The following is a 17,373-nucleotide window of genomic DNA, read 5'->3' on the forward strand; positions in this document are numbered from 1 at the left end:
AGTGTTTTCCTTATTAAGATGGGTGCGTGTTGTTGATGGTGTCCTTCATTTCTTTCAGGTGCAGCGGTTTGAAATAGATATCGCCCATGCGGCGAATATCACCGTCGATATTCACGCTGACGATAATATCGACACTGTTAAGCACCTTGCGCAGCAGTACATCAAACGGGATGTTGTGGCAGTCGGGGTTTTCGTAGCAGCGATCGATGATCCCTTCAATACATTCTCTGGGGCTGCCGGCATGCAGTGAGGTCATCAGTCCCTGATGGCCTGAGCCGATTATTTTTAATGCGTCCCAGGCTTCCTTGCCGCGTATTTCTGCCAGCAGGATCCGGTCTGGATTCATGCGGTAATTGGCACGTATCAGCCTGCCGGGGGTAATAATCGCCTCCTCCCCGGCATCCGCCGGGTAAAACAGATGCACATAATTGCTGTGGCGATAAAATTTGATTTCCGTGTTGTCTTCGAGGGTGATCAGCCTGAGGTGCAGCGGAATATAGTGCAGCAGCATTTTCATGTAGGTGGTTTTACCTGAACCGGTTTCACCGACAATAAAAAGGGTCTTGCCGTATTCCACCGCCTTTTCCATAAAACGGGGAATATCGCCCCGCTGATAGTATTGCGTCAGTGCATCATCGCGACTTTCCGTCTGCTGCTTATTGGTTACCCGGTGATAAAACCCGTTATCGATGTACAGCTGATGGGCTTTTTGTTCAAAGGCGGGTTTGCGCAGCGTAATGGAAACGGTATCGCGCTCGCACGCCGGAGGAATAATTACCTGAACGCGCTCACCGGATCCGAGTGTGGCAGAAAGGATAGGGGATACATCATCAATATTGTCCTCGTGCCAGGCAGCCAGCGCGTTGGCAAAGGCATAACACTGGCGCAGGGTGACGGCGGCAGCGTGCCTTTTCCATGCCCCGTGTATTTTGGTGTGGATCTCGCCCGGTCGGTTAATGGCGATTTCAGTTAGTCCTTCAATCGGCAGTAGTTCACCGAACAACTGCTGTTTCATGAAATCCAGCGACAGGTTTTCAGTGCCCATATCCCCTCGCTTTCAGCCGTAGCTGATAGATGGAAGAAAAATCAATATCCGCCCCGGTCATGATGCCGATGATGTCCCCCTGATTCAGGTAGAGCGTCGGAGGGATGTTGATGCTGTTCTCCAGCGTGATTTTTGCCATTTCAGCCGTGGCGGCACGGGTGTTTTCGGTGTAGTCGGTATGGCGGTCTTTGCCCGGCGCTGCGCCTGCCGCTGCGGCGGCCACATCCTGCACCGTGCTCAGCATCAGCGCATTGCCAAACCGTTGCCAGAAATGGCTGTCGATCCGGCCCGTGATACCGGCTTCGCCCAGTTGGCCGGTGACCTCGGTATCGGTCAGCGGTATTTGCAGGCTGCCGGGCTCCGGCGTGCGCAATTCAGTCCAGATAACAAACATCCGGCTGCGCCCGTGCTGCAATGCGCCGGTGTGATAGACTCCCCGCGCCAGGGTGCCTGCCGGGATCAGCCTGACGTGGTTGCTGGCGCTGTAGACATCCTCACCGATCAGGCAGGAGATCCTGCCGCCCACCTCGGAAACAAAACGCCGCATCATCGAGCAGGGGATATAGCGGTCAACCGGGATATACAGATCGGGATCGAGCCCCAGCCGCCTGACATGGGTAATGGGGGCTAATGCCGGGCGGTCATGGGGACTGTCTGAAGGCGACGCGTTCTGTTCACTGCTGTATGGCTGCTCTTCTTTGCCCTTAACCAATGTCGCAGAGGGGACGCTCGAACTGCGCTCTGAGGCGGCTGTGGTTGTACCGGTGCTGTCGGCCAGCGCCGCCGCCTTATTTAACGTTGGCGGTTCAGGGGGCAACGTGGCGGCAGGTGGGCTGGCAGGCGCTGTGACGGAAGGCGGTGTCTGTTGCCCGGACAGCCCGAAAGGGTCGCTGTCCATACCCAGATTGCGGCGCACAGGCGCTGGCGTAACGCCTGAGGGTGACGCGCTTCCTGCCTCATTCTTTCCTCCTGTTTTCAGCGTACCAAAAAAGCGACTACCACCCAGCGACAGTGCTATCGATAAGGCCAGACTCAGCAGGATGACAATCAGTGTGCGATGCCCGGAGGTTTTACGAAAACGCGCCACTTCAGGCTGGTTGGGATCATGCCGCTGCGCCTGCGTATGTGGGGTCCTCTCCGCACGCAGGCGTGTGCGGGCTTCCGCTTCCCGCTCTGCGGTTGTTTTCTCTGTTTCGGTCGATGGCGTGTCTGTCATTTGGCCTCCAACTCGACGTCTGGCGACACGGTGTCACCCCTGATCAACGGTGTTTTGCCAAAGGCGCTGTTTTCAATGCCGACCACGGCGTGCCCGTAGCGCAACACCAGTTGCGGCGAAAGGGCGCGTAGCGTCAGCACGGTGTAGCGGCCCTGCTGCATCACCACGGGCGTGACCACCTGCTCCTGACCGTTAACCACCAGAAAAGGCGCAGGCAGGGTTTTGGACGGTGAAAAGCCGAGATAGGTAAAACGGCCATCATCATAGGCAAAGTCGGGCGTAATAAAGGCGGCGTGTGCGGCAACCCGTTTGGTGTAATCCCAGTTGCGCGCTGTACCCGACTGGCTGAATGCGGCCGCGATACGCTGTTTTTCTTCCTGCTCTGTTTTTTGCTGCGTTGTACTGGCCGCCGTTTGCAGAGCATTATCCGGGTAGTGATAGCGGATAACGAACGCCAGCGTGGGCGTATCCTGATCCAATACCCTTAGCACCATGCTGTAAACGCGTTTGCTGGTCACCACAATCAGATTGGTGTTCCAGTCCTTGCCGGTCGGCAGAAACACCTGATTGACGCTGTTGCCCGGGGTATCGGTGACCGGCTGGCTGATGGGCGTGGGGCTGACGTCTACCCGGTTGCCATTTTTGGTGACCGTCCATCCTTTGGCAAAGCCGGTTTGTGCGTCGATAACCTGTTCATCATCATCAAACAGCAGCGTGGTGAGATAGCCGGGGCGGGTGTTCACTTCGGTGGCATTCTGGCTGTTGTAGGTGACGTTTTGTATCCGGCGATCGTATCTGCTGCTCTGGGGCACCGAGGCGGCCCAGACGCAGGACATGAAAAGAAGGCCGAGGGGCAGGAGAATTTTCAGCATCATTCTTTCCTCAACTCTTTATCGCGTTGGTAACTGGTGACGATAAACCCGAGCGGGTTTATCTCGCGTTGGCTGTCGGTCAGCACCTTGTGTGGCAGATAGCGGTAGGTCAGGCGGATATTCCAGAAATCGGTTTTGACCGCGTTATCGGCAATGTGTCTGAGGGTGCGTTTGACGCGTAAGGTAGCGAGATGATCCGGCTGGGTGGCAGGGGCATGGACATTGGAAATAATCTCTATATCCACCCGGTATTCCGCTTTATTAAACAGAATATCCGGTGCCTGCACGCCATTAAATTGGTCCAGATAATCCCGGTTCACGCTGTCGCTGTTAAATAACTGCACCTCGTCGTAATCGCGCTGAAGTGAAAAATAGTTATACCCTTCGCGCAATGTGACGTACTGCGCTGCGAAGGCATGAGCAAGGGCGTCCTGGGTGGCAATGTCCCGCTCTTTAATGCGCGTCATATATTCATAACGCTCGGTTTGCTTATCCACCGACCATAATTCAACGTTGGTGGTTTTCAGCGGCAGCAGCAGAATGATGGCAATGAGCGCCAGCGCGGTGAGAAGGGCACCTGTCGCTGCCAGACGCCAGGCGAGCTTTTTTTCACGGGCCTCTTTTTCCAGCATGACGCTTTCAAAGCGGCGGGACGAGGCAATGATTTTTTCGGTTTCAAACATGCGCGGTGACCTCATGAATGATGGCCGGGGAATTGACGGGCTCCCGGTCGCCGGAGACCGGCGGGAGCTCGTCGTGATGCCGTGCGCAGCCGATAAGCGCGCACAGCAGCAGGAGAAACAGGCTGGCTTTCATGGCAACTCCTTCGATGATGAACGTGACCCCACCGCGCCGGTCGGCGTGGTGATTGCACGATGAGGGAATAGGGGAGGAATGCTTAGCGGTGACGTTGCAGGTTGAGGTGTTTCATACTTTCGATGGACGCGGCGCGTTTTTGCCAGGCGGAGATTGCGTTGCCGGTACTGCCGGCAATAGCTTTACCCGCTGTAATACTGCCTTTTGCTACCCGTCTGGCTGCGGATGCACCCGCTTTGAGGGTGGGTTTGGCGGCCTCAGCGGATTTTCTTATTCCGCCGCCGATGCCCGCCATTGCTGCACCCTGTAATGTTGCGTGAACGGCGACGCCAGCTAATGCACTGGCGATTTTGGCTGAAAAGAAAATGATGATGCCCGCAATGGCTCCGGCAATAGCGCATTGCGCGCCCAGCGTGATGATATTGGCGTTGTCGGCGAAATGCGTCGCCTCATCGAATACCCCGTTGAGGTAATTAATCACAATACGTATCGACAAGGCGGAAAACATCACGGTAAGAATGGCGGTGAAGATAATTTTCAGCCAGTTATTAAACATCGGGATCAGAAACCCATACAGCAGGCAGAAAATAAACAGCGGGGCAGTGGTGGTCATCAACAGAAGAGTGATTTCAGCGAGCAGGTTAACGGTGGTGCCCAGCAATAAGGTGATGAGCGCACCGCCCCACACCAGACCTTCAGCCAGACTGCCATTCAACTTCAGGTAGGTTGACTCATCCCGTTGATAGAGCTGTTGTGCGATAGCCTGGGTCTTTTCCCACACCGTATCCAGTAATGCCCAGACGTTGTCATTGCCGCTGACGCCTTCCCGCAATCCATCAATGGCGAGCAGGGAAATATCCAGCCAGCCGCCGAGATTTAACACGAACGTCATGATTAACGCCATGCGTCCGATATCCCAGGCGATATCTTCAACCGGGGTCTGAAGTTTTCCGGCGAGCGTCTGGTAGCCACGATAAGTGATAAACAAGGTGAATGAACTGACGGCGATAACTCGGATCATATTGCCGTACACGGCGGTTTGCCCCTGCAGTACGGCATGTAACCCGTCAGTGATGGCCTTGTCCATTCCGACAAAGAGACCTGCTGACATGGGGACCTCATTGGTTGACGTTGGGAACCGGGGCGTTCTCCTGGCTGAGTTGAAACCGTGCTTCACGCACGTTGCGGCAATCCTGAGAATCGTTACCGGAATATTCACATTCTTTATATCGGACGGTTAATTCATTCGGGTGCGCCTTGTACCACGCTATTGATTTGGGAGAATCACACCCTGCCAGTAATAACGTAGCGAGCAGGGTTGGATAAAAGAGAAAAGGGGGTTTCATGGTTGACCTCTCAGTGATTAAAGTCAGGAATGGGGGCCGTGGCTTGTTGCTTGTCGAATGCCTGTCGCCGTTGCTGTTCCAGCAATGTGGCGCGTTGCTCGGCTTGTTTGATGGTCATCTCCCATTGGTGAGTCAGTACGTTTAATTGCACACTTCTGGCTGCTATGGCATTGGCCAGATCCTGTGATTCTTTTGCGTCTTTGGCATCGGTGATGCGCTTGGATAACAGGGCTATATCGTTGAGCGCGTTGCCGATGCGTGTTTCAACGTCACGGGTATGCTCAATCGCCAGCGCCTGATTGAGGACGATTTGCCGACAGATGGCCTGATAGTAGTCAGATGCGCTGGCCGGGTTGCATACATTAAAAGCCTGGTATTTGTCGTACAGCTTATTCAGCGCCGAGGAATATTCCCCGTCCGGATGAGTCAGTAACGCATCGAGTGAAATCCCGTTTTTACGTAACGCATCAATATCGGTTTTAAGGTTTCGGGTCTCGCTGAGAAAACCCTGAATATCGCGAATGCCGGTTGCGGTGGCTAATTGCTTTTGATAGGCATCAAGCTGGCTTTTATAGTGGGTGACGGTCTCCTCCCATTGCTTTAATTCCTGAGTCCACTGTCTGATGGATTCGGCGTTCTGTATGGTATCGAATACCGGGATGCCGCCGCCGATGGCCGGTAGGGCAATAAGCAGCGATAGCGCCAGCATGGCGTGTCGGACAGGCATAGTGATCACCTCTGTGGTGGTGTCAGATGGCTAACGCGAGGAATTTTTCTTTCCACTCACCGGGCGGCATTCCTGGCTGATAGAGCGTGTCAAAGAGCTTCAGGTTGTCTTCCGTCCCGCTCAGCAGTTTGGTGAGTCTGCCGAGGCCGGACAGGTCCATTTTTGCCAGTGCGATAAAGGGGCGGGTCTCCCCAGTGTGTAACGGTGTTTTCACTACCACCATGTAATGCTCACCGGGATCAAGGTTTCTCACGATGTCGTAAACGCTTTCCGGGACTTTGAGTTTCTCTACGTAATCGGTACGGCTGGCTTTCGGGTTGGCGAGAAAGAGTTGTGTGCTGCACTGTTCAATGATGGCCGGGGCAATCGGGTGCCTGACGATTTCATCCGGTGACTGGGTGGCTGCGATAAAGATGCCGTTCAGCTTGCGGATCACCTTGAGCATGTTGAGCGAGAAGTCAGAAAACTCGACGTCGGCCAGCCACTTCCAGAATTCATCCATAAACATCACCAGTCGGCGACCGTCCAGCAGGCCGGTCACGCGGTACAACAGGTAACAGGTGACGGGCCCGCGAATGTCGTCATCATCCAGAAACTCGGTGCCGTCGATGCCCATATTATCGCTGTCACCGATGTCAAAGCTGTCCTGCTCGTTGTCAAACACCCAGCCGAATTCACCGCCCTGCGCCCAGGGTTTCAGGCGGATACGCAACCCGTTGGTTCTGGCCTCTCTGGTCGGCGCTTCGGGCAGCACTTCCAGCAGTCGCGTGATACCAAAGCGGCGGTATGCCTGCGGGTAGTCCAGCATGATGGTTTCCACGGCGGTGCTGATCCGCTGTTCGTCGCGCGGATCTAACGGTGCGCCGTTGCGACGACACAGCATGCGCACCAGATGCTTGATAAAGCCGATGTTGCGCCGAGTGGGGGCCAGTGAAAACGGGTTAAAACCGGTCGCAACACCCGAGCGGATACGGAAGTAATGGCCGCCCATCTGGCGGATCGCCATCTCCGCTGCCCGATCTTTATCAAAATACACGGTGGTCAGTCGTTTGATGGTGGCCGATCCGGCAAACGTGGCCGGGTTACGGTATTTCTGCATCAACTGCTGCAACACGGTCATCAGCAGGGTCTTGCCCGATCCGGTTTTACCGATAATGGCGGTATTGCCCGGCGTTTTTTCGTTGAAGTCATCGCGTCCGACCTGACTGTCATGCAGGTTGAGGCAGTAACCGCCGCCACCGGGTGATGTCAGAATAGCGATGGCTTCGCCCCACGGGTTGCCGTCCCGCTTGTGCGGATGAAAGTTATGCAGGCTTGCCATGTCCGCATAGTTCTGGCTGCTGATCACCACCAGCCGGGGGCGCAGGGTATACACACCCGGCAACTGTGCCAGATACGCGGCAGGCAGCGACAGCGTAGACAGAGTAGTCATGATGCCGAGATCGGCAAAGGGCTGGGCCAGCGTGTTGCTATCCTTCACCACCTGGTCGGCATTGTCGGCCGATACCAGCAGAGAAAAGTGGTATTTGCCGCACGACACATGTCCGGACTGGAGTAAATCACGCAACACAATCAGTTCTTCACGCTGCGAAAGCGCATCATCGTCGGTGGCATTCAGCCGCTTTTCTGCCAGCCGGATATGCTGTTGTGCTTCATCGCGCGCCATGCAGGTGAAGGACTGCGTCAGAACGTATTCGCTTTCGGCATACAGCAGCGCATCCAGCAATCCGGTCGCGGTTTCCGGTGAATAATCCTTGATTTCCAGAGCGCGAAAGAAACGCGATCCCCACAGGGTGCGGCATTCGGCGGTGTCGGTACTGAAGAACAGGTCTGATGTGCCAAGCAGGTCGTAAAACGGGGTGCGGGTGACTGCCACGCGCTGCCATTTTCCGCTGAGCAGGCGGTGATAAAATGACAGCTGTGAGGAATACACCCGGCGCTTTTCTTCGAATAAACCCAGCGGTTGTGCCTGATAGCGTGATAACGCGCTCGAGAGATTTTCCCGGTATTCCAGCATCACGTTTAAGGCCTCATCAAGTTCGGAGCGGGGCGCATAGCAGAGGGTAAAAAACAGGCGATGTCGCCACAACGGTTTGTCTTTACCCGGCTGGTAATAACGTTCGGTCACCTCGTCTGAGAACGGGATACCCGAGTTTGCGGCAAAGGCATCGTGGTATTTTTCCCGGATACGGTGCACGTAGAACGTCACCGGCAACCCTTCATACGCGCGAATGACGTTATTAAGGTGAGTTGCCATTAACGTCAGGTGATGCTCATTTTCACCCTCGAAAAGGGTTCCATCCACTTCCCAGGTGGCAACAAAATCACCGCAACGGTTCCTGATAACTTGAGGATGAACGTGAGTAGAATAGGGCAGGTAGTTATCCAGCGTGATGCATTGGTTTAATTTCATCGTTTGCATAAACTCCGAGATATCGACGGCATCGTATTGCCCGGCCAGAAGGGCATTGACGCCAAACCGTTTATTGGTGGCAAACCGCCCCCGGGTTTTAAACGCCAGCCACAACAGCCCGAAATAATGTACGTCGGCTCTGGCTTTCACTTTCATTTCTACCCAGACCGGGAGCAGTAACAGCGCGAGGGAATAGCTTATATAGACCGACAACAGAAGGATGAAGCCGCTGACGATGACGAAGGGCACCAGCGGAATACCCATGATGGTGGCGGGGCGGGTAAGCGCTTTATTCAGCGTGGTCATTGGTTTTTCTCCTAGGAGGCCCAGTAGGCACCGAAGCCGGAGGCACCGACAATCAGGATGGCCCCGATGATCACGTTGCGCATGTCGTGCAGGCTCTTGCCGTCAAACAGCACTTTGTAGCCTATCCACATGGTAGCCAACGTGATGGTGGCAGCGGCCAGACCGAGCAGGCCTGCGGAGGTATGGTTCAGCGTGTCGTTGGCTTTGGTAAAGCCACTGTCGGCGGCCAGCGTCTGTACAGAAATAAATGGGGTGATGAACATCGTGGTCCAATATTTTCGTTTGTGCATGGTGACGGCTCCTTATAAATGACAAGTAACGGCAACGTATTGAGGCAATAAACCGGTCACATCCCGATCCTGCATTCCGGTTCTAACGGGTCAGCGAGGACATTCAGCGGCACCCTGAATTGTGGTTATGTGACAGCCCGATCCCTGTTGTTAAAGAGCGATACGGTACCGAGACGAATAGACGCCCCTGTGGTTCGCCAGGCGGTGCTGGCGAGAGTAGGGTGTGCTATGGAGAGATGTTTCGATAGGGGAAACTCTGATTGGAAAAGTGGAAGAAAAAAGGGGAGTTTTTAGAGTGGGTTAGCGTTATTGGTTAAGTGTGGGGTGACGCTTTACGGCTCTAATCAGGCCGACCGCTTTGTGCCAGATATAGTCATTCGAACCCTGAGAGTTACACTTTTAAGTGATTCAGGGTATGCGCTTATTGGTTACGAATATTGTGCCAGAATCATGTGATTTGATGATTGCCGCTTTGCTTTCGAGCCAGTAAGTGCTCCACGTTCGCTAACGAATACTCAGGGCATGCAGACAAACTGCTGACTATATTTCTTTCGAAGAGCGTGGAATGCATACCAATCCCCGGTAAAAGGAGTTGGTGATGACTGCTATAGATCAGTTTGCTGCTCATGTTGGTCTGGACTGGGCGGATAAAAAACACGATATCTGCGTTCAGTTTAAAAATGGTGATCGCATATTCCATGTGATTGAACATACGCCTGAGGCGCTTGATATCTGGCTCAATGAGTTACACCAGAAGGCAAAAGGCAGGATTGCTATTGCCGTTGAGCTGAAGAAAGGCCCGGTGGTGTATGCCTCCAGAAGTACCCATTTGTCACTGTTTTTCCAGTACACACCTTGTCACTGGCCCGCTACCGACAGGCTTTCTGGCCCAGCGGTACGAAGGATGATCCGCAGGATGCTGAGCTGGCATTAGACCTGATGCTACGTTATCCGGGCTCTAGCGTTTAAATGGATAAGGATCATTTACCGCTGTTGGAAGACCAAAACCCTGTACGACGAAGCGAAATACTTGCTGGCACTGGAAGCGCGAAAGTCGCCCTTACTGAAGCCATAAAAAGCTTGTCGAATGTCTCAGGGCGTGAAGCGGAAGTTTGCAACATGGTTGATGCCCATTAAATAGAGGAGTTTCGTGTATATTTAAGCTGAATACTGGGCGTTACAAACGCCCTCGCTGTGATTTTCTCAGATGAGAATATAAGTAGTTTAAATGCAAAATTCCTAGCCCTTGAATGTTATTAACGATCTATTTGTAATAAAGAAGTGGTATATTTCTTAAAGCTTGAAATTATTTTATTAATTTCAATTTTTTCTATAGTTATATCTTCTATAATAGGGTGTTTAATATCTTGCCAAACGCGCCTCTCGCCATGATCGACTAATTCAGATACCTTACCACCTAAGATTCTAACGAAATTTTTGTTCGAAACGGCAAAAAAACATGCTCCAGATTCTAAAATGATCGTGGGTGAAGCATTGAACTTACAAATTCCATCAGGATATTCATTCTCTGGCGTGGGCTGTGGGTAAGCCATTTTATACAGATATTCAAAAGCTTCATCTGTTGATGCATTAAATATTTCATCATCGCATGGCATAGCTATAAGAGCATTTTCAGAATCAATAACATCATCATAATCAACGAATAAGGTCGATGTGCGGATATCATTAGGATACATACTCCCGTTCAAAAAGAAATAGAAGAAACCATTCTTTATAGAATCGCCCCATTGCGGAACGTATTCAATCCAGATTGCAAAGCGATAGGGATCACCAAAAATCATAATATTCCTTTACCGAATAGTTTACCGATTTAGAGAAGTTCTGTTCGAAGAACATCTATGCTCTTAAAAATTTATGGTTTTTTTATATAGTAACCACTCATCCCAGGCATTTTGCACATCAATATCGGGATAGCCTAGGCTTTTGATCATGTCCCAGGCAATCTCTGCAGGTAACTCAATAGCAGTAGCATTATCTCGGATCGACTCAACATCCTCTCGTGTCAATTCTCGTCTGAAGTCCTTCTCTTTGGCTTCAAGCAGCGAAACAAGGGCAGGAATGAACACTATAGCCATGATTTGCAATACTCCGTAAATGATTGAATTCAATTCATTTTGGCATAGATATCATGTCAATACATTCCTTATAGCCACTGCATAACTGGAAAAATTTTATATTTAAGTTCGTTCGTGAGGTGTAAACGTCCGTTCCTCGTTGTGAGTTCAATGAGTCGATGCAACGCTATCCTTAATCAAGGGGGTGTTGCCATGAAACGAAGAACGCGTATTAACTACACGCCAGAACAGAAAGTGCTTCACCTTTGGTGACAAGTTGCTTGCGAATTCGTTTGCCGTTTGTCCCAAATGGATAACACTCCCTAAGCCATCTTTCCTGATGGGTGCTTACGAACGGTCATTCTGTTTAGTTTTCATAAGTAAATCCCGAATTTTCGCAAGGTTTGAATTTTCAGGGACTGAATCAATGTAGGGATCGCGCTCAAACACTAATTGCTCAGACTCAACGAAAGCCTTCCACTCTGCTGGATCTAGCTCAAATTCCATCGCAGACATATCACTTTCATCTTCCCCCTCGATCCAGCGGACTAAATAAAACAATTCATCATCAGGAGAGTCATCGACAATATCAACGGCGGTTACAGTGATGCAAAGGGTGGGATCGATTTTTGAGACATAAATCCCTAACTGCGGCATAGATGGAAGATTGTTCATGAAAATTCCTTTTATTGGTGTTTGCTATTTGATTAAAAATACGCCAAACAGAGTACTTACGGTGAATACGGCAAGAATCGTTGCAAGTATCCCGCTTAGACGCCCCATTCTCTTTTAGAAATCCTCTTGCATATGGATTATGTTACCCGAAAACGAATTTCCGGACTTCGCTCACTGCAGACCTAACTGCCTTTCTTTAGGTCTGCTTCGTGTCAAGGAGCGGACGTTGTTACAGCATTTTGTAGTAATCACTGGTGAGCAGGTCACTAATCGCAAACATTAAGTGCATATTCTGACCTAATCCGGAGCGCTGATATGGCCGCCGAAGTTGCTTGTTACAGCCTTGCCAGCATGGGCGAGGGAGTGTGGCCCAATGCACAGCGACGGTCGGAATTAATAAAATCACACTATCTAATGAATGGGTCATGCAGATTTGAATGAGCAGTTTTGTAATAAGATAATTTAAATGCTTCAATTGCCTTTTCGGCAACTTCATCAATCTCTTACTTCAAATTTATATGATTTTGATCCAGGCATGTTAACTCCTTGTGGTGCTTTTATTTGCAATGCATAACTCTCAAAATAAAAAATATCTTTACTTCTCATTCCAATTATTGAATTTGTGATTTTAAAATTTTCTCTTGATTTCTATTTTTTATAATATTAGGTGTCTCTGTTTTATATAAACCGCACTGAACCAATTCGTCAACCTCTTTTGGATTGCCCTCCATTGCAAAAGCCATACTTCCCAACATCAAATTGGCCCAACGAGTCTCCTCTCCTTGTACTTGATCTGACATCTCTCCAGTTAACGTTATTGACCGCGAGCTCATTGACTTAACTACTGCTAGACTAAATGGGAACTGTGGTGGTTCGATATTATAATTATTTCGCTCACTGATAAGTTGGTTCAGTTCTTTTGCTTCTTCCATAAGGGTTTGTGGTATCTGCTGGTTATTTATCTGCCTGGTAGAGACAAGAACCTGTGCCCTTACCGCATCTAAACTTGGCATTATGAAATCACTGAGAACAAAGTAAAACTCAAGCTGGCTTATTTGTGCAGCTTCTGCAGGTTCTCTTAGCTCAATGAACATACGATCCATAATCCCCTTATCCTTGAATGGCGGACAAAGAGCTTTCATATTATGTAGCACATTTTTTTCAAATGAACGGGTTCTGTCGGACGCAATTAGCACTTGCCTATAATCTACACGAAATATCTTTAAAATAGCGGACAGATTGTCAAAAGCACGCGCGTCTATATTTAACCCAGTTTCTTTCACTTGAGATTCAATTTCCCCCAGCGATATTGACACCGGTCTTGCACAGAATGTATCCAGTTCCCATGATGATAAAAATGGTTTTTCATCAAGGGTCTTCAGACATGTGCTGTATGCATGATCCAGTTTATTGGTCAGAGTTAAAAACTGAGAGATGTCTTTATCCGTGTTCTCTCTGAGATCAACCTGAGCATTGTGATAAGTTAGATACTGATGAACTACGTAAATACTGCTAATGATCAACAGACATCCAATAGCAATTCGCATTGCCCACTGTAGAGTGGATAAACGCTTGAACCAATACCCAAAATGTTCCCGCTGTACAGATTCATACCTCCTAATTTGATTTTCAAGTGTCTGCCACCCCCAAAACGTTACCGGAAAGCGTCCTTGAAGCAAATGCGACTGAGTAATCTGCACGGCTTCATCTTCAAGAGCAACATCATTTGGGCAGGTCGACAGAATGTAGAAGTAAGCGATTCTATTCTTGAAATTCTTAGTTTCTCTAACTGCGGTATGAATATCCTTTGGTTTAAGTCTACTACCATAACCTTGATCCCTACCTTTGCACTGAACTGCGATTACATCTCCATTTGGAAGAATGCCAAGCGCATCTACGCCGTTCTGCCGCTGCCCGCTACGGCCATAGGCCTGAAACTTGCAACCATAGATTTCGCTCATCAAAGTGATGCAAAGTCTCTCAAAATTTTGCCAATCAGCAGGAATGGGATAGCTTGCGGAGTTTGGGGCCGTCATTCGTAAACCTTATTTATTCCATATTCACTTAAGTGATTGTCCATAATCTGACTAACAAGGGGTTGTTAACTCCTATGACCTTTAGTCAGTAACGGAGTGAAAACATTATGCATCAAAAAGGGGATGTCGGTAGGATTTATAACAGGTTTAGCTCGGAACGCTTATCGATTTTCATTTTGTCACCCATCCGCAGTGTGAGCAATGAACTCGTTAAAAAAGCTCTCAAGAACTTTGACACATAAGAACAATCATTCAATAAATACAGATATCGATAAACATTAAGCTATCAAGGTTGGCTCTGCCTAGTAGGGCCATAAATGCTCAGTTACGCGCCTGGCCACTTCCTGAGACCTGCTCCCCGATGGTTAATATACCGCGATGTAAGCAATGTCCGGTCCTCGCTCATTTCGGACTGTCAGGTTTTATCCTGTGAAAACGCAGAACACCGCTAGCCCAAGTCTGAACATTCATAGCCTAGTGTTCTGTGTTCCCGAGCGAAAAAGATGTTTTGTGTCTAACGCTGTATTTTTAGCGCCGAATGCCTTCAATTTTTTTCTGACAAGAAATACATGTGGTCACACCGGGCAAGGTCTGACGTCGTTTGTCTGGAATGGGGTCACCACAGAGTCGACAATGAAATAGTGATGGTGTTACGGCCGGTTGAAAACGGCTTTTTTCAATCATTGCTTCCAACTGCTGCTCATTAAATCCCTGATCGCGATCGATGTCATCCGGCATACACGTTTCTCCTGATTAACGTCTCTTTTTCATAACGTGTGATGAGATGCCAGACAGCAGTAAGGCTCGGAGCGTCGTCAGTACAAGAGAGTTGCTCGGTGATTAGCATCATGGCATCGAGTGCATGGAGAGATTCGATGTTTTCCGTGCGGTGCTTTTGCCAGCGTAGCCAGATATCGATATCGACATTTTCATTCGGATGCGGTGTTCTTCCCTGAGCAACGCGGATACCCAGCAATCGGCGACGGGCGCATGTTTCGTGACAGCTAAGGCCAAAATACTGATTAATGAGCTTAAGCGAACCGCCAAGCGAAATTGCCCGATTAATTTGATGCTGAAGTTTTACTTCCTGGTCGGATTGGATCAGAAGAAGATGCAACGCCTCATGGTGAATGGTCACATTCATAAACTGGGCAGATGCTCTGCTGATAATAAAAAAATCATCCAGGGTAATTCGATTGAGCGCATTCATTTCATCGTAAGTGAAGCCTAATTTTTCGCAATAACGAATGTTCCCTTCTTTTAGCGCGCGTAAGGCATCAATCAATATTACGTAATTGAGTGAGGGGCTCATGGCTATTCACCCTCCTGTTTTTTCTGACTACGGCCAGATAATTTTTGTTCAATCCATTCATTAATCTCGGATTCAAGCCAGGCAACGCTGGTGGGGCCAATTTTAATAGATTTCGGAAAATCATCTGTTTTCATATACAAATAAATTTGTGAACGTTTAAGCCCTGTTTTTTCTCTCACTTGTTTCAAGCGCAGTAATTGATGAGATGTCATTGCTTTCCTCCTGAAACCGAAAGGTGTTATGTGCATCAATACAACAACACAGACGGTGTAGGAGAGGAAGTATATGAACCCGTATTACGGATCATCCAATGCTTAATACGGGTTTTTATATCGGCGTTTTTGACAGAGGGATAGGGTGTATCATGTTGTTAGTGATAATAAATCCAGATTCTCAGGCGAGATTCTGGATTATAATATTTGGGGTTTAACCCTACAGGCTTTAAACAGATGATCTAAACCAGTGGCTTGTATTTTTTTGAGATCTTTTCAATAATGGAGGAAGGATCTACGGCGAGCAGGCGGGCAATATGGATAAACTCTACAATGTCTAACCGTCTTTCCCCATTCTCAACCTTGGCGATAAAGGATTGGGGACGATTTAGCGCACGCGCTAAATTTTCCTGTGTGATGCATTTAGCAATACGAGCCTCACGTAATGCCTTAATAATGCTTTGATATTCATCAGAGTAAATGGAGGCCATCAATTCAATCCGTAAAAAATAAGTAATCAACTATCAGCTTTCTAATGATTAATCCCAAAATGGGATTTTATTGTCTGTTATTGAACGTTATCTCATAGGTTTATCATCATGTTTTTTATTGATTATTCTATCTAAAATCGCTGAGGGATCTACCAATAACAGGTTAGCGATGTGAGCAAACTCAACAACATCTATCCTCCTTTCTCCATTTTCGATTTTGGCGATAAAAGATTGTGGGCGCCCCAAACACTTCGCCAGCATTGCCTGGGTCATACCTTTCTGAATTCGGGTATCGCGGAGTTTTTTTATAACCATTTGATATTCATCAGAATAAATTGATGCCATGTCGCAAGCCTTGACTGATATCCTAAAATGGAATATTGATCATTTTAGTTGTTATCCCAAAATGGGATAATTGGTTGGGGTTGTTACTGAGAGGAGTGACTGATATGGAAAAAGGTGACTGGCATCCTGCTGACATCATTGCATCTTTAAAAAAGCGGGGGACAACCATGACGGCGCTTTCAAGGAAAGCGGGACTGGCGTCTTCAACATTAGCGAATACGTTAGCCCGCCACTGGCCCAAAGGAGAACGCCTGATTGCCGATGCGTTAAACACACAACCGGAAAAAATCTGGCCCTCGCGCTATCGAAACATCCAACGTGGTCACGGTGAACAAGGAGAGTAGTGGGGCCGTGTTTTGAGTTCAGCGCTCCTGACGGGATACCTATTTCATAGATATTCCGTCAGGAGCCAACAAGCGCAGCGCGTTAGGGGCTGTTGCCTAAGAATCACATTCTCTTTGACGAAGCAGAGAGGTCAGGGTTGTTAACATCGTGAAAGACGACTTATTGAGCCTGACACAATGAAAAAGAGCAGCAACACGCCGACACCCCATGATGCGACTTTCAAACAGTTTCTGGCAAACCCGGATACCGCCAGAGATTTTATGCAACTCCATTTGCCGGGTGAACTGCGGGAGCTGTGTGACCTTACCACCCTGAAACTCGAGTCAGGCTCTTTTATTGAAGATGACCTACGTGCCTACTTCAGCGACGTGCTGTACAGTGTAAAAACGCGGGTAGGGGACGGGTACATTCATGTGCTGATTGAGCACCAAAGCTCAGCGGACAAGCACATGGCATTTCGTCTGATGAGATACGCCATCGCGGCCATGCAAAAGCATCTTGACGCGAAACACAAGACATTACCGCTGGTGATCCCGATTCTGTTTTATGCAGGCAGTCCCAGCCCTTATCCGTACTCCACCAATTGGTTAGACGGATTCGATCGCCCGGACGTGGCTGAACGGCTTTACAGTAGCCCTTTCCCGCTGGTGGATATCACGGTGATCCCGGATGATGAGATCATGGAGCATCGCAGCATGGCGGCGCTGACCCTGTTGCAAAAGCATATTCGTCAACGCGATCTGGCGGAGTTGATGGACAGACTGGTGACGCTGTTGCTGGCGGGTTACATGACCAGACAACAGACGATATCACTGGTAAACTACATGGTAGAGGCAGGAGACGCGTTAGAC

The 17,373-nt window shown here is 49.3% G+C and carries 21 protein-coding genes and 2 pseudogenes; 4 read left to right on the forward strand and 19 right to left on the reverse strand.

Annotation, left to right across the window (positions count from 1 at the left end; all coding sequences use genetic code 11):
• Positions 1 to 13: 13 nt before the first annotated feature.
• The 4 genes from virB11 to J5069_RS23460 are packed head-to-tail and all read right to left on the reverse strand — an operon-like array spanning position 14 to position 3,816.
• Positions 14 to 1,045: a P-type DNA transfer ATPase VirB11 gene (gene virB11, locus J5069_RS23445; protein WP_264646083.1), complete on the reverse strand. Its 1,032-nt coding sequence runs from the start codon at positions 1,043 to 1,045 to the stop codon at positions 14 to 16.
• Positions 1,035 to 2,261, reverse strand: a complete 1,227-nt coding sequence (gene virB10 / locus J5069_RS23450; RefSeq protein ID WP_264646084.1) for a VirB10/TraB/TrbI family type IV secretion system protein — start codon at positions 2,259 to 2,261, stop codon at positions 1,035 to 1,037. Before virB10 ends, virB11 begins: the two co-directional genes overlap by 11 nt.
• Complete coding sequence (gene virB9, locus J5069_RS23455; RefSeq protein ID WP_264646085.1) at positions 2,258 to 3,136, reverse strand: P-type conjugative transfer protein VirB9; 879 nt, start codon at positions 3,134 to 3,136, stop codon at positions 2,258 to 2,260. Before virB9 ends, virB10 begins: the two co-directional genes overlap by 4 nt.
• Entirely contained in the window at positions 3,133 to 3,816 is a 684-nt protein-coding gene (locus tag J5069_RS23460) for a virB8 family protein (protein WP_264646086.1), read from the reverse strand. Before J5069_RS23460 ends, virB9 begins: the two co-directional genes overlap by 4 nt.
• Before the next feature lie 73 nt (positions 3,817 to 3,889).
• Here J5069_RS23460 and J5069_RS23465 point away from each other — a divergent pair, with 73 nt between their 5' ends.
• Positions 3,890 to 4,012: a hypothetical protein gene (locus tag J5069_RS23465; protein WP_264646096.1), complete on the forward strand. Its 123-nt coding sequence runs from the start codon at positions 3,890 to 3,892 to the stop codon at positions 4,010 to 4,012.
• 19 nt (positions 4,013 to 4,031) lie between these two features.
• On the opposite strand, the gene J5069_RS23470 is transcribed toward J5069_RS23465, so the two are convergent.
• From J5069_RS23470 to J5069_RS23490, 5 genes are read right to left on the reverse strand one after another with little or no spacing between them, the layout of a single operon-like run.
• On the reverse strand, positions 4,032 to 5,060 hold the full coding sequence (locus J5069_RS23470; RefSeq protein WP_264646087.1) for a type IV secretion system protein: 1,029 nt from the start codon (positions 5,058 to 5,060) through the stop codon (positions 4,032 to 4,034).
• Positions 5,061 to 5,067: 7 nt separating this feature from the next.
• Positions 5,068 to 5,295, reverse strand: a complete 228-nt coding sequence (locus tag J5069_RS23475; RefSeq protein WP_264646088.1) for an EexN family lipoprotein — start codon at positions 5,293 to 5,295, stop codon at positions 5,068 to 5,070.
• A gap of 10 nt (positions 5,296 to 5,305) precedes the next feature.
• A complete protein-coding gene (locus J5069_RS23480; protein WP_264646089.1) occupies positions 5,306 to 6,022 on the reverse strand; it encodes a type IV secretion system protein in 717 nt (238 codons plus the stop codon).
• A 22-nt stretch (positions 6,023 to 6,044) separates the two neighbouring features.
• The gene (locus J5069_RS23485; RefSeq protein WP_264646090.1) at positions 6,045 to 8,741 is read right to left on the reverse strand and encodes a VirB3 family type IV secretion system protein; all 2,697 of its coding nucleotides are present in this window, start codon (positions 8,739 to 8,741) and stop codon (positions 6,045 to 6,047) included.
• Positions 8,742 to 8,752: 11 nt separating this feature from the next.
• Positions 8,753 to 9,031, reverse strand: a complete 279-nt coding sequence (locus tag J5069_RS23490; RefSeq protein ID WP_264627749.1) for a TrbC/VirB2 family protein — start codon at positions 9,029 to 9,031, stop codon at positions 8,753 to 8,755.
• A 598-nt stretch (positions 9,032 to 9,629) separates the two neighbouring features.
• Here J5069_RS23490 and J5069_RS23495 point away from each other — a divergent pair.
• Positions 9,630 to 9,985: pseudogene (locus J5069_RS23495) on the forward strand (IS110 family transposase); the annotation flags it as partial.
• Between the two features lie 302 nt (positions 9,986 to 10,287).
• Here J5069_RS23495 and J5069_RS23500 read toward each other — a convergent pair.
• The 10 genes and pseudogenes from J5069_RS23500 to J5069_RS23545 form a co-directional block, all read right to left on the reverse strand.
• Entirely contained in the window at positions 10,288 to 10,833 is a 546-nt protein-coding gene (locus tag J5069_RS23500) for an immunity 42 family protein (RefSeq protein ID WP_264628130.1), read from the reverse strand.
• 63 nt (positions 10,834 to 10,896) lie between these two features.
• The gene (locus tag J5069_RS23505; RefSeq protein WP_264628131.1) at positions 10,897 to 11,127 is read right to left on the reverse strand and encodes a hypothetical protein; all 231 of its coding nucleotides are present in this window, start codon (positions 11,125 to 11,127) and stop codon (positions 10,897 to 10,899) included.
• Between the two features lie 229 nt (positions 11,128 to 11,356).
• Positions 11,357 to 11,468: pseudogene (locus tag J5069_RS23510) on the reverse strand (hypothetical protein); the annotation flags it as partial.
• Positions 11,455 to 11,781, reverse strand: coding sequence for a hypothetical protein (locus tag J5069_RS23515; RefSeq protein WP_264628132.1), 327 nt, complete (start codon positions 11,779 to 11,781; stop codon positions 11,455 to 11,457). The pseudogene J5069_RS23510 and the gene J5069_RS23515, both read right to left, overlap by 14 nt.
• Positions 11,782 to 12,392: 611 nt before the next feature.
• Positions 12,393 to 13,817, reverse strand: coding sequence for a hypothetical protein (locus J5069_RS23520; RefSeq protein ID WP_264646091.1), 1,425 nt, complete (start codon positions 13,815 to 13,817; stop codon positions 12,393 to 12,395).
• A 528-nt stretch (positions 13,818 to 14,345) separates the two neighbouring features.
• A complete protein-coding gene (locus J5069_RS23525) occupies positions 14,346 to 14,555 on the reverse strand; it encodes a TraR/DksA family transcriptional regulator (RefSeq protein WP_264628375.1) in 210 nt (69 codons plus the stop codon).
• The gene (locus tag J5069_RS23530) at positions 14,545 to 15,129 is read right to left on the reverse strand and encodes a DUF2857 domain-containing protein (protein ID WP_264646092.1); all 585 of its coding nucleotides are present in this window, start codon (positions 15,127 to 15,129) and stop codon (positions 14,545 to 14,547) included. The genes J5069_RS23525 and J5069_RS23530 overlap by 11 nt, the downstream gene beginning before the upstream one ends.
• 2 nt (positions 15,130 to 15,131) lie before the next feature.
• Complete coding sequence (locus tag J5069_RS23535) at positions 15,132 to 15,341, reverse strand: helix-turn-helix transcriptional regulator (protein ID WP_264629054.1); 210 nt, start codon at positions 15,339 to 15,341, stop codon at positions 15,132 to 15,134.
• A 242-nt stretch (positions 15,342 to 15,583) separates the two neighbouring features.
• The gene (locus J5069_RS23540; RefSeq protein ID WP_264646093.1) at positions 15,584 to 15,832 is read right to left on the reverse strand and encodes a helix-turn-helix domain-containing protein; all 249 of its coding nucleotides are present in this window, start codon (positions 15,830 to 15,832) and stop codon (positions 15,584 to 15,586) included.
• A gap of 87 nt (positions 15,833 to 15,919) precedes the next feature.
• Complete coding sequence (locus J5069_RS23545; protein ID WP_264646094.1) at positions 15,920 to 16,177, reverse strand: helix-turn-helix domain-containing protein; 258 nt, start codon at positions 16,175 to 16,177, stop codon at positions 15,920 to 15,922.
• Positions 16,178 to 16,281: 104 nt separating this feature from the next.
• Here J5069_RS23545 and J5069_RS23550 point away from each other — a divergent pair, with 104 nt between their 5' ends.
• Both J5069_RS23550 and J5069_RS23555 read left to right on the forward strand, forming a co-directional pair.
• Positions 16,282 to 16,521: a helix-turn-helix domain-containing protein gene (locus J5069_RS23550; protein ID WP_264628201.1), complete on the forward strand. Its 240-nt coding sequence runs from the start codon at positions 16,282 to 16,284 to the stop codon at positions 16,519 to 16,521.
• A 177-nt stretch (positions 16,522 to 16,698) separates the two neighbouring features.
• Positions 16,699 to 17,373: Rpn family recombination-promoting nuclease/putative transposase (locus J5069_RS23555; protein WP_264646095.1), on the forward strand; the 675-nt coding region annotated here is incomplete at its 3' end.

It is taken from the genome of Candidatus Symbiopectobacterium sp. NZEC127, assembly GCF_025962675.1.
GTDB lineage: Bacteria > Pseudomonadota > Gammaproteobacteria > Enterobacterales > Enterobacteriaceae > Symbiopectobacterium.

Bases quoted from the DNA above. Each gene is read 5' to 3' on its own strand.
- J5069_RS23525 (WP_264628375.1), bottom strand. From the start codon at position 14,555: ATGCCGGATGACATCGATCGCGATCAGGGATTTAATGAGCAGCAGTTG.
- J5069_RS23520 (WP_264646091.1), bottom strand. From the start codon at position 13,817: ATGACGGCCCCAAACTCCGCAAGCTATCCCATTCCTGCTGATTGGCAA.
- J5069_RS23460 (WP_264646086.1), bottom strand. From the start codon at position 3,816: ATGTTTGAAACCGAAAAAATCATTGCCTCGTCCCGCCGCTTTGAAAGC.
- J5069_RS23485 (WP_264646090.1), bottom strand. From the start codon at position 8,741: ATGACCACGCTGAATAAAGCGCTTACCCGCCCCGCCACCATCATGGGT.
- J5069_RS23550 (WP_264628201.1), top strand. From the start codon at position 16,282: ATGGAAAAAGGTGACTGGCATCCTGCTGACATCATTGCATCTTTAAAA.
- J5069_RS23475 (WP_264646088.1), bottom strand. From the start codon at position 5,295: ATGAAACCCCCTTTTCTCTTTTATCCAACCCTGCTCGCTACGTTATTA.
- virB11 (WP_264646083.1), bottom strand. From the start codon at position 1,045: ATGGGCACTGAAAACCTGTCGCTGGATTTCATGAAACAGCAGTTGTTC.
- J5069_RS23500 (WP_264628130.1), bottom strand. From the start codon at position 10,833: ATGATTTTTGGTGATCCCTATCGCTTTGCAATCTGGATTGAATACGTT.
- J5069_RS23480 (WP_264646089.1), bottom strand. From the start codon at position 6,022: ATGCCTGTCCGACACGCCATGCTGGCGCTATCGCTGCTTATTGCCCTA.
- J5069_RS23535 (WP_264629054.1), bottom strand. From the start codon at position 15,341: ATGACATCTCATCAATTACTGCGCTTGAAACAAGTGAGAGAAAAAACA.
- J5069_RS23505 (WP_264628131.1), bottom strand. From the start codon at position 11,127: ATGGCTATAGTGTTCATTCCTGCCCTTGTTTCGCTGCTTGAAGCCAAA.
- J5069_RS23470 (WP_264646087.1), bottom strand. From the start codon at position 5,060: ATGTCAGCAGGTCTCTTTGTCGGAATGGACAAGGCCATCACTGACGGG.
- J5069_RS23515 (WP_264628132.1), bottom strand. From the start codon at position 11,781: ATGAACAATCTTCCATCTATGCCGCAGTTAGGGATTTATGTCTCAAAA.
- J5069_RS23530 (WP_264646092.1), bottom strand. From the start codon at position 15,129: ATGAGCCCCTCACTCAATTACGTAATATTGATTGATGCCTTACGCGCG.
- J5069_RS23490 (WP_264627749.1), bottom strand. From the start codon at position 9,031: ATGCACAAACGAAAATATTGGACCACGATGTTCATCACCCCATTTATT.
- J5069_RS23540 (WP_264646093.1), bottom strand. From the start codon at position 15,832: ATGGCCTCCATTTACTCTGATGAATATCAAAGCATTATTAAGGCATTA.
- virB9 (WP_264646085.1), bottom strand. From the start codon at position 3,136: ATGATGCTGAAAATTCTCCTGCCCCTCGGCCTTCTTTTCATGTCCTGC.
- J5069_RS23545 (WP_264646094.1), bottom strand. From the start codon at position 16,177: ATGGCATCAATTTATTCTGATGAATATCAAATGGTTATAAAAAAACTC.
- virB10 (WP_264646084.1), bottom strand. From the start codon at position 2,261: ATGACAGACACGCCATCGACCGAAACAGAGAAAACAACCGCAGAGCGG.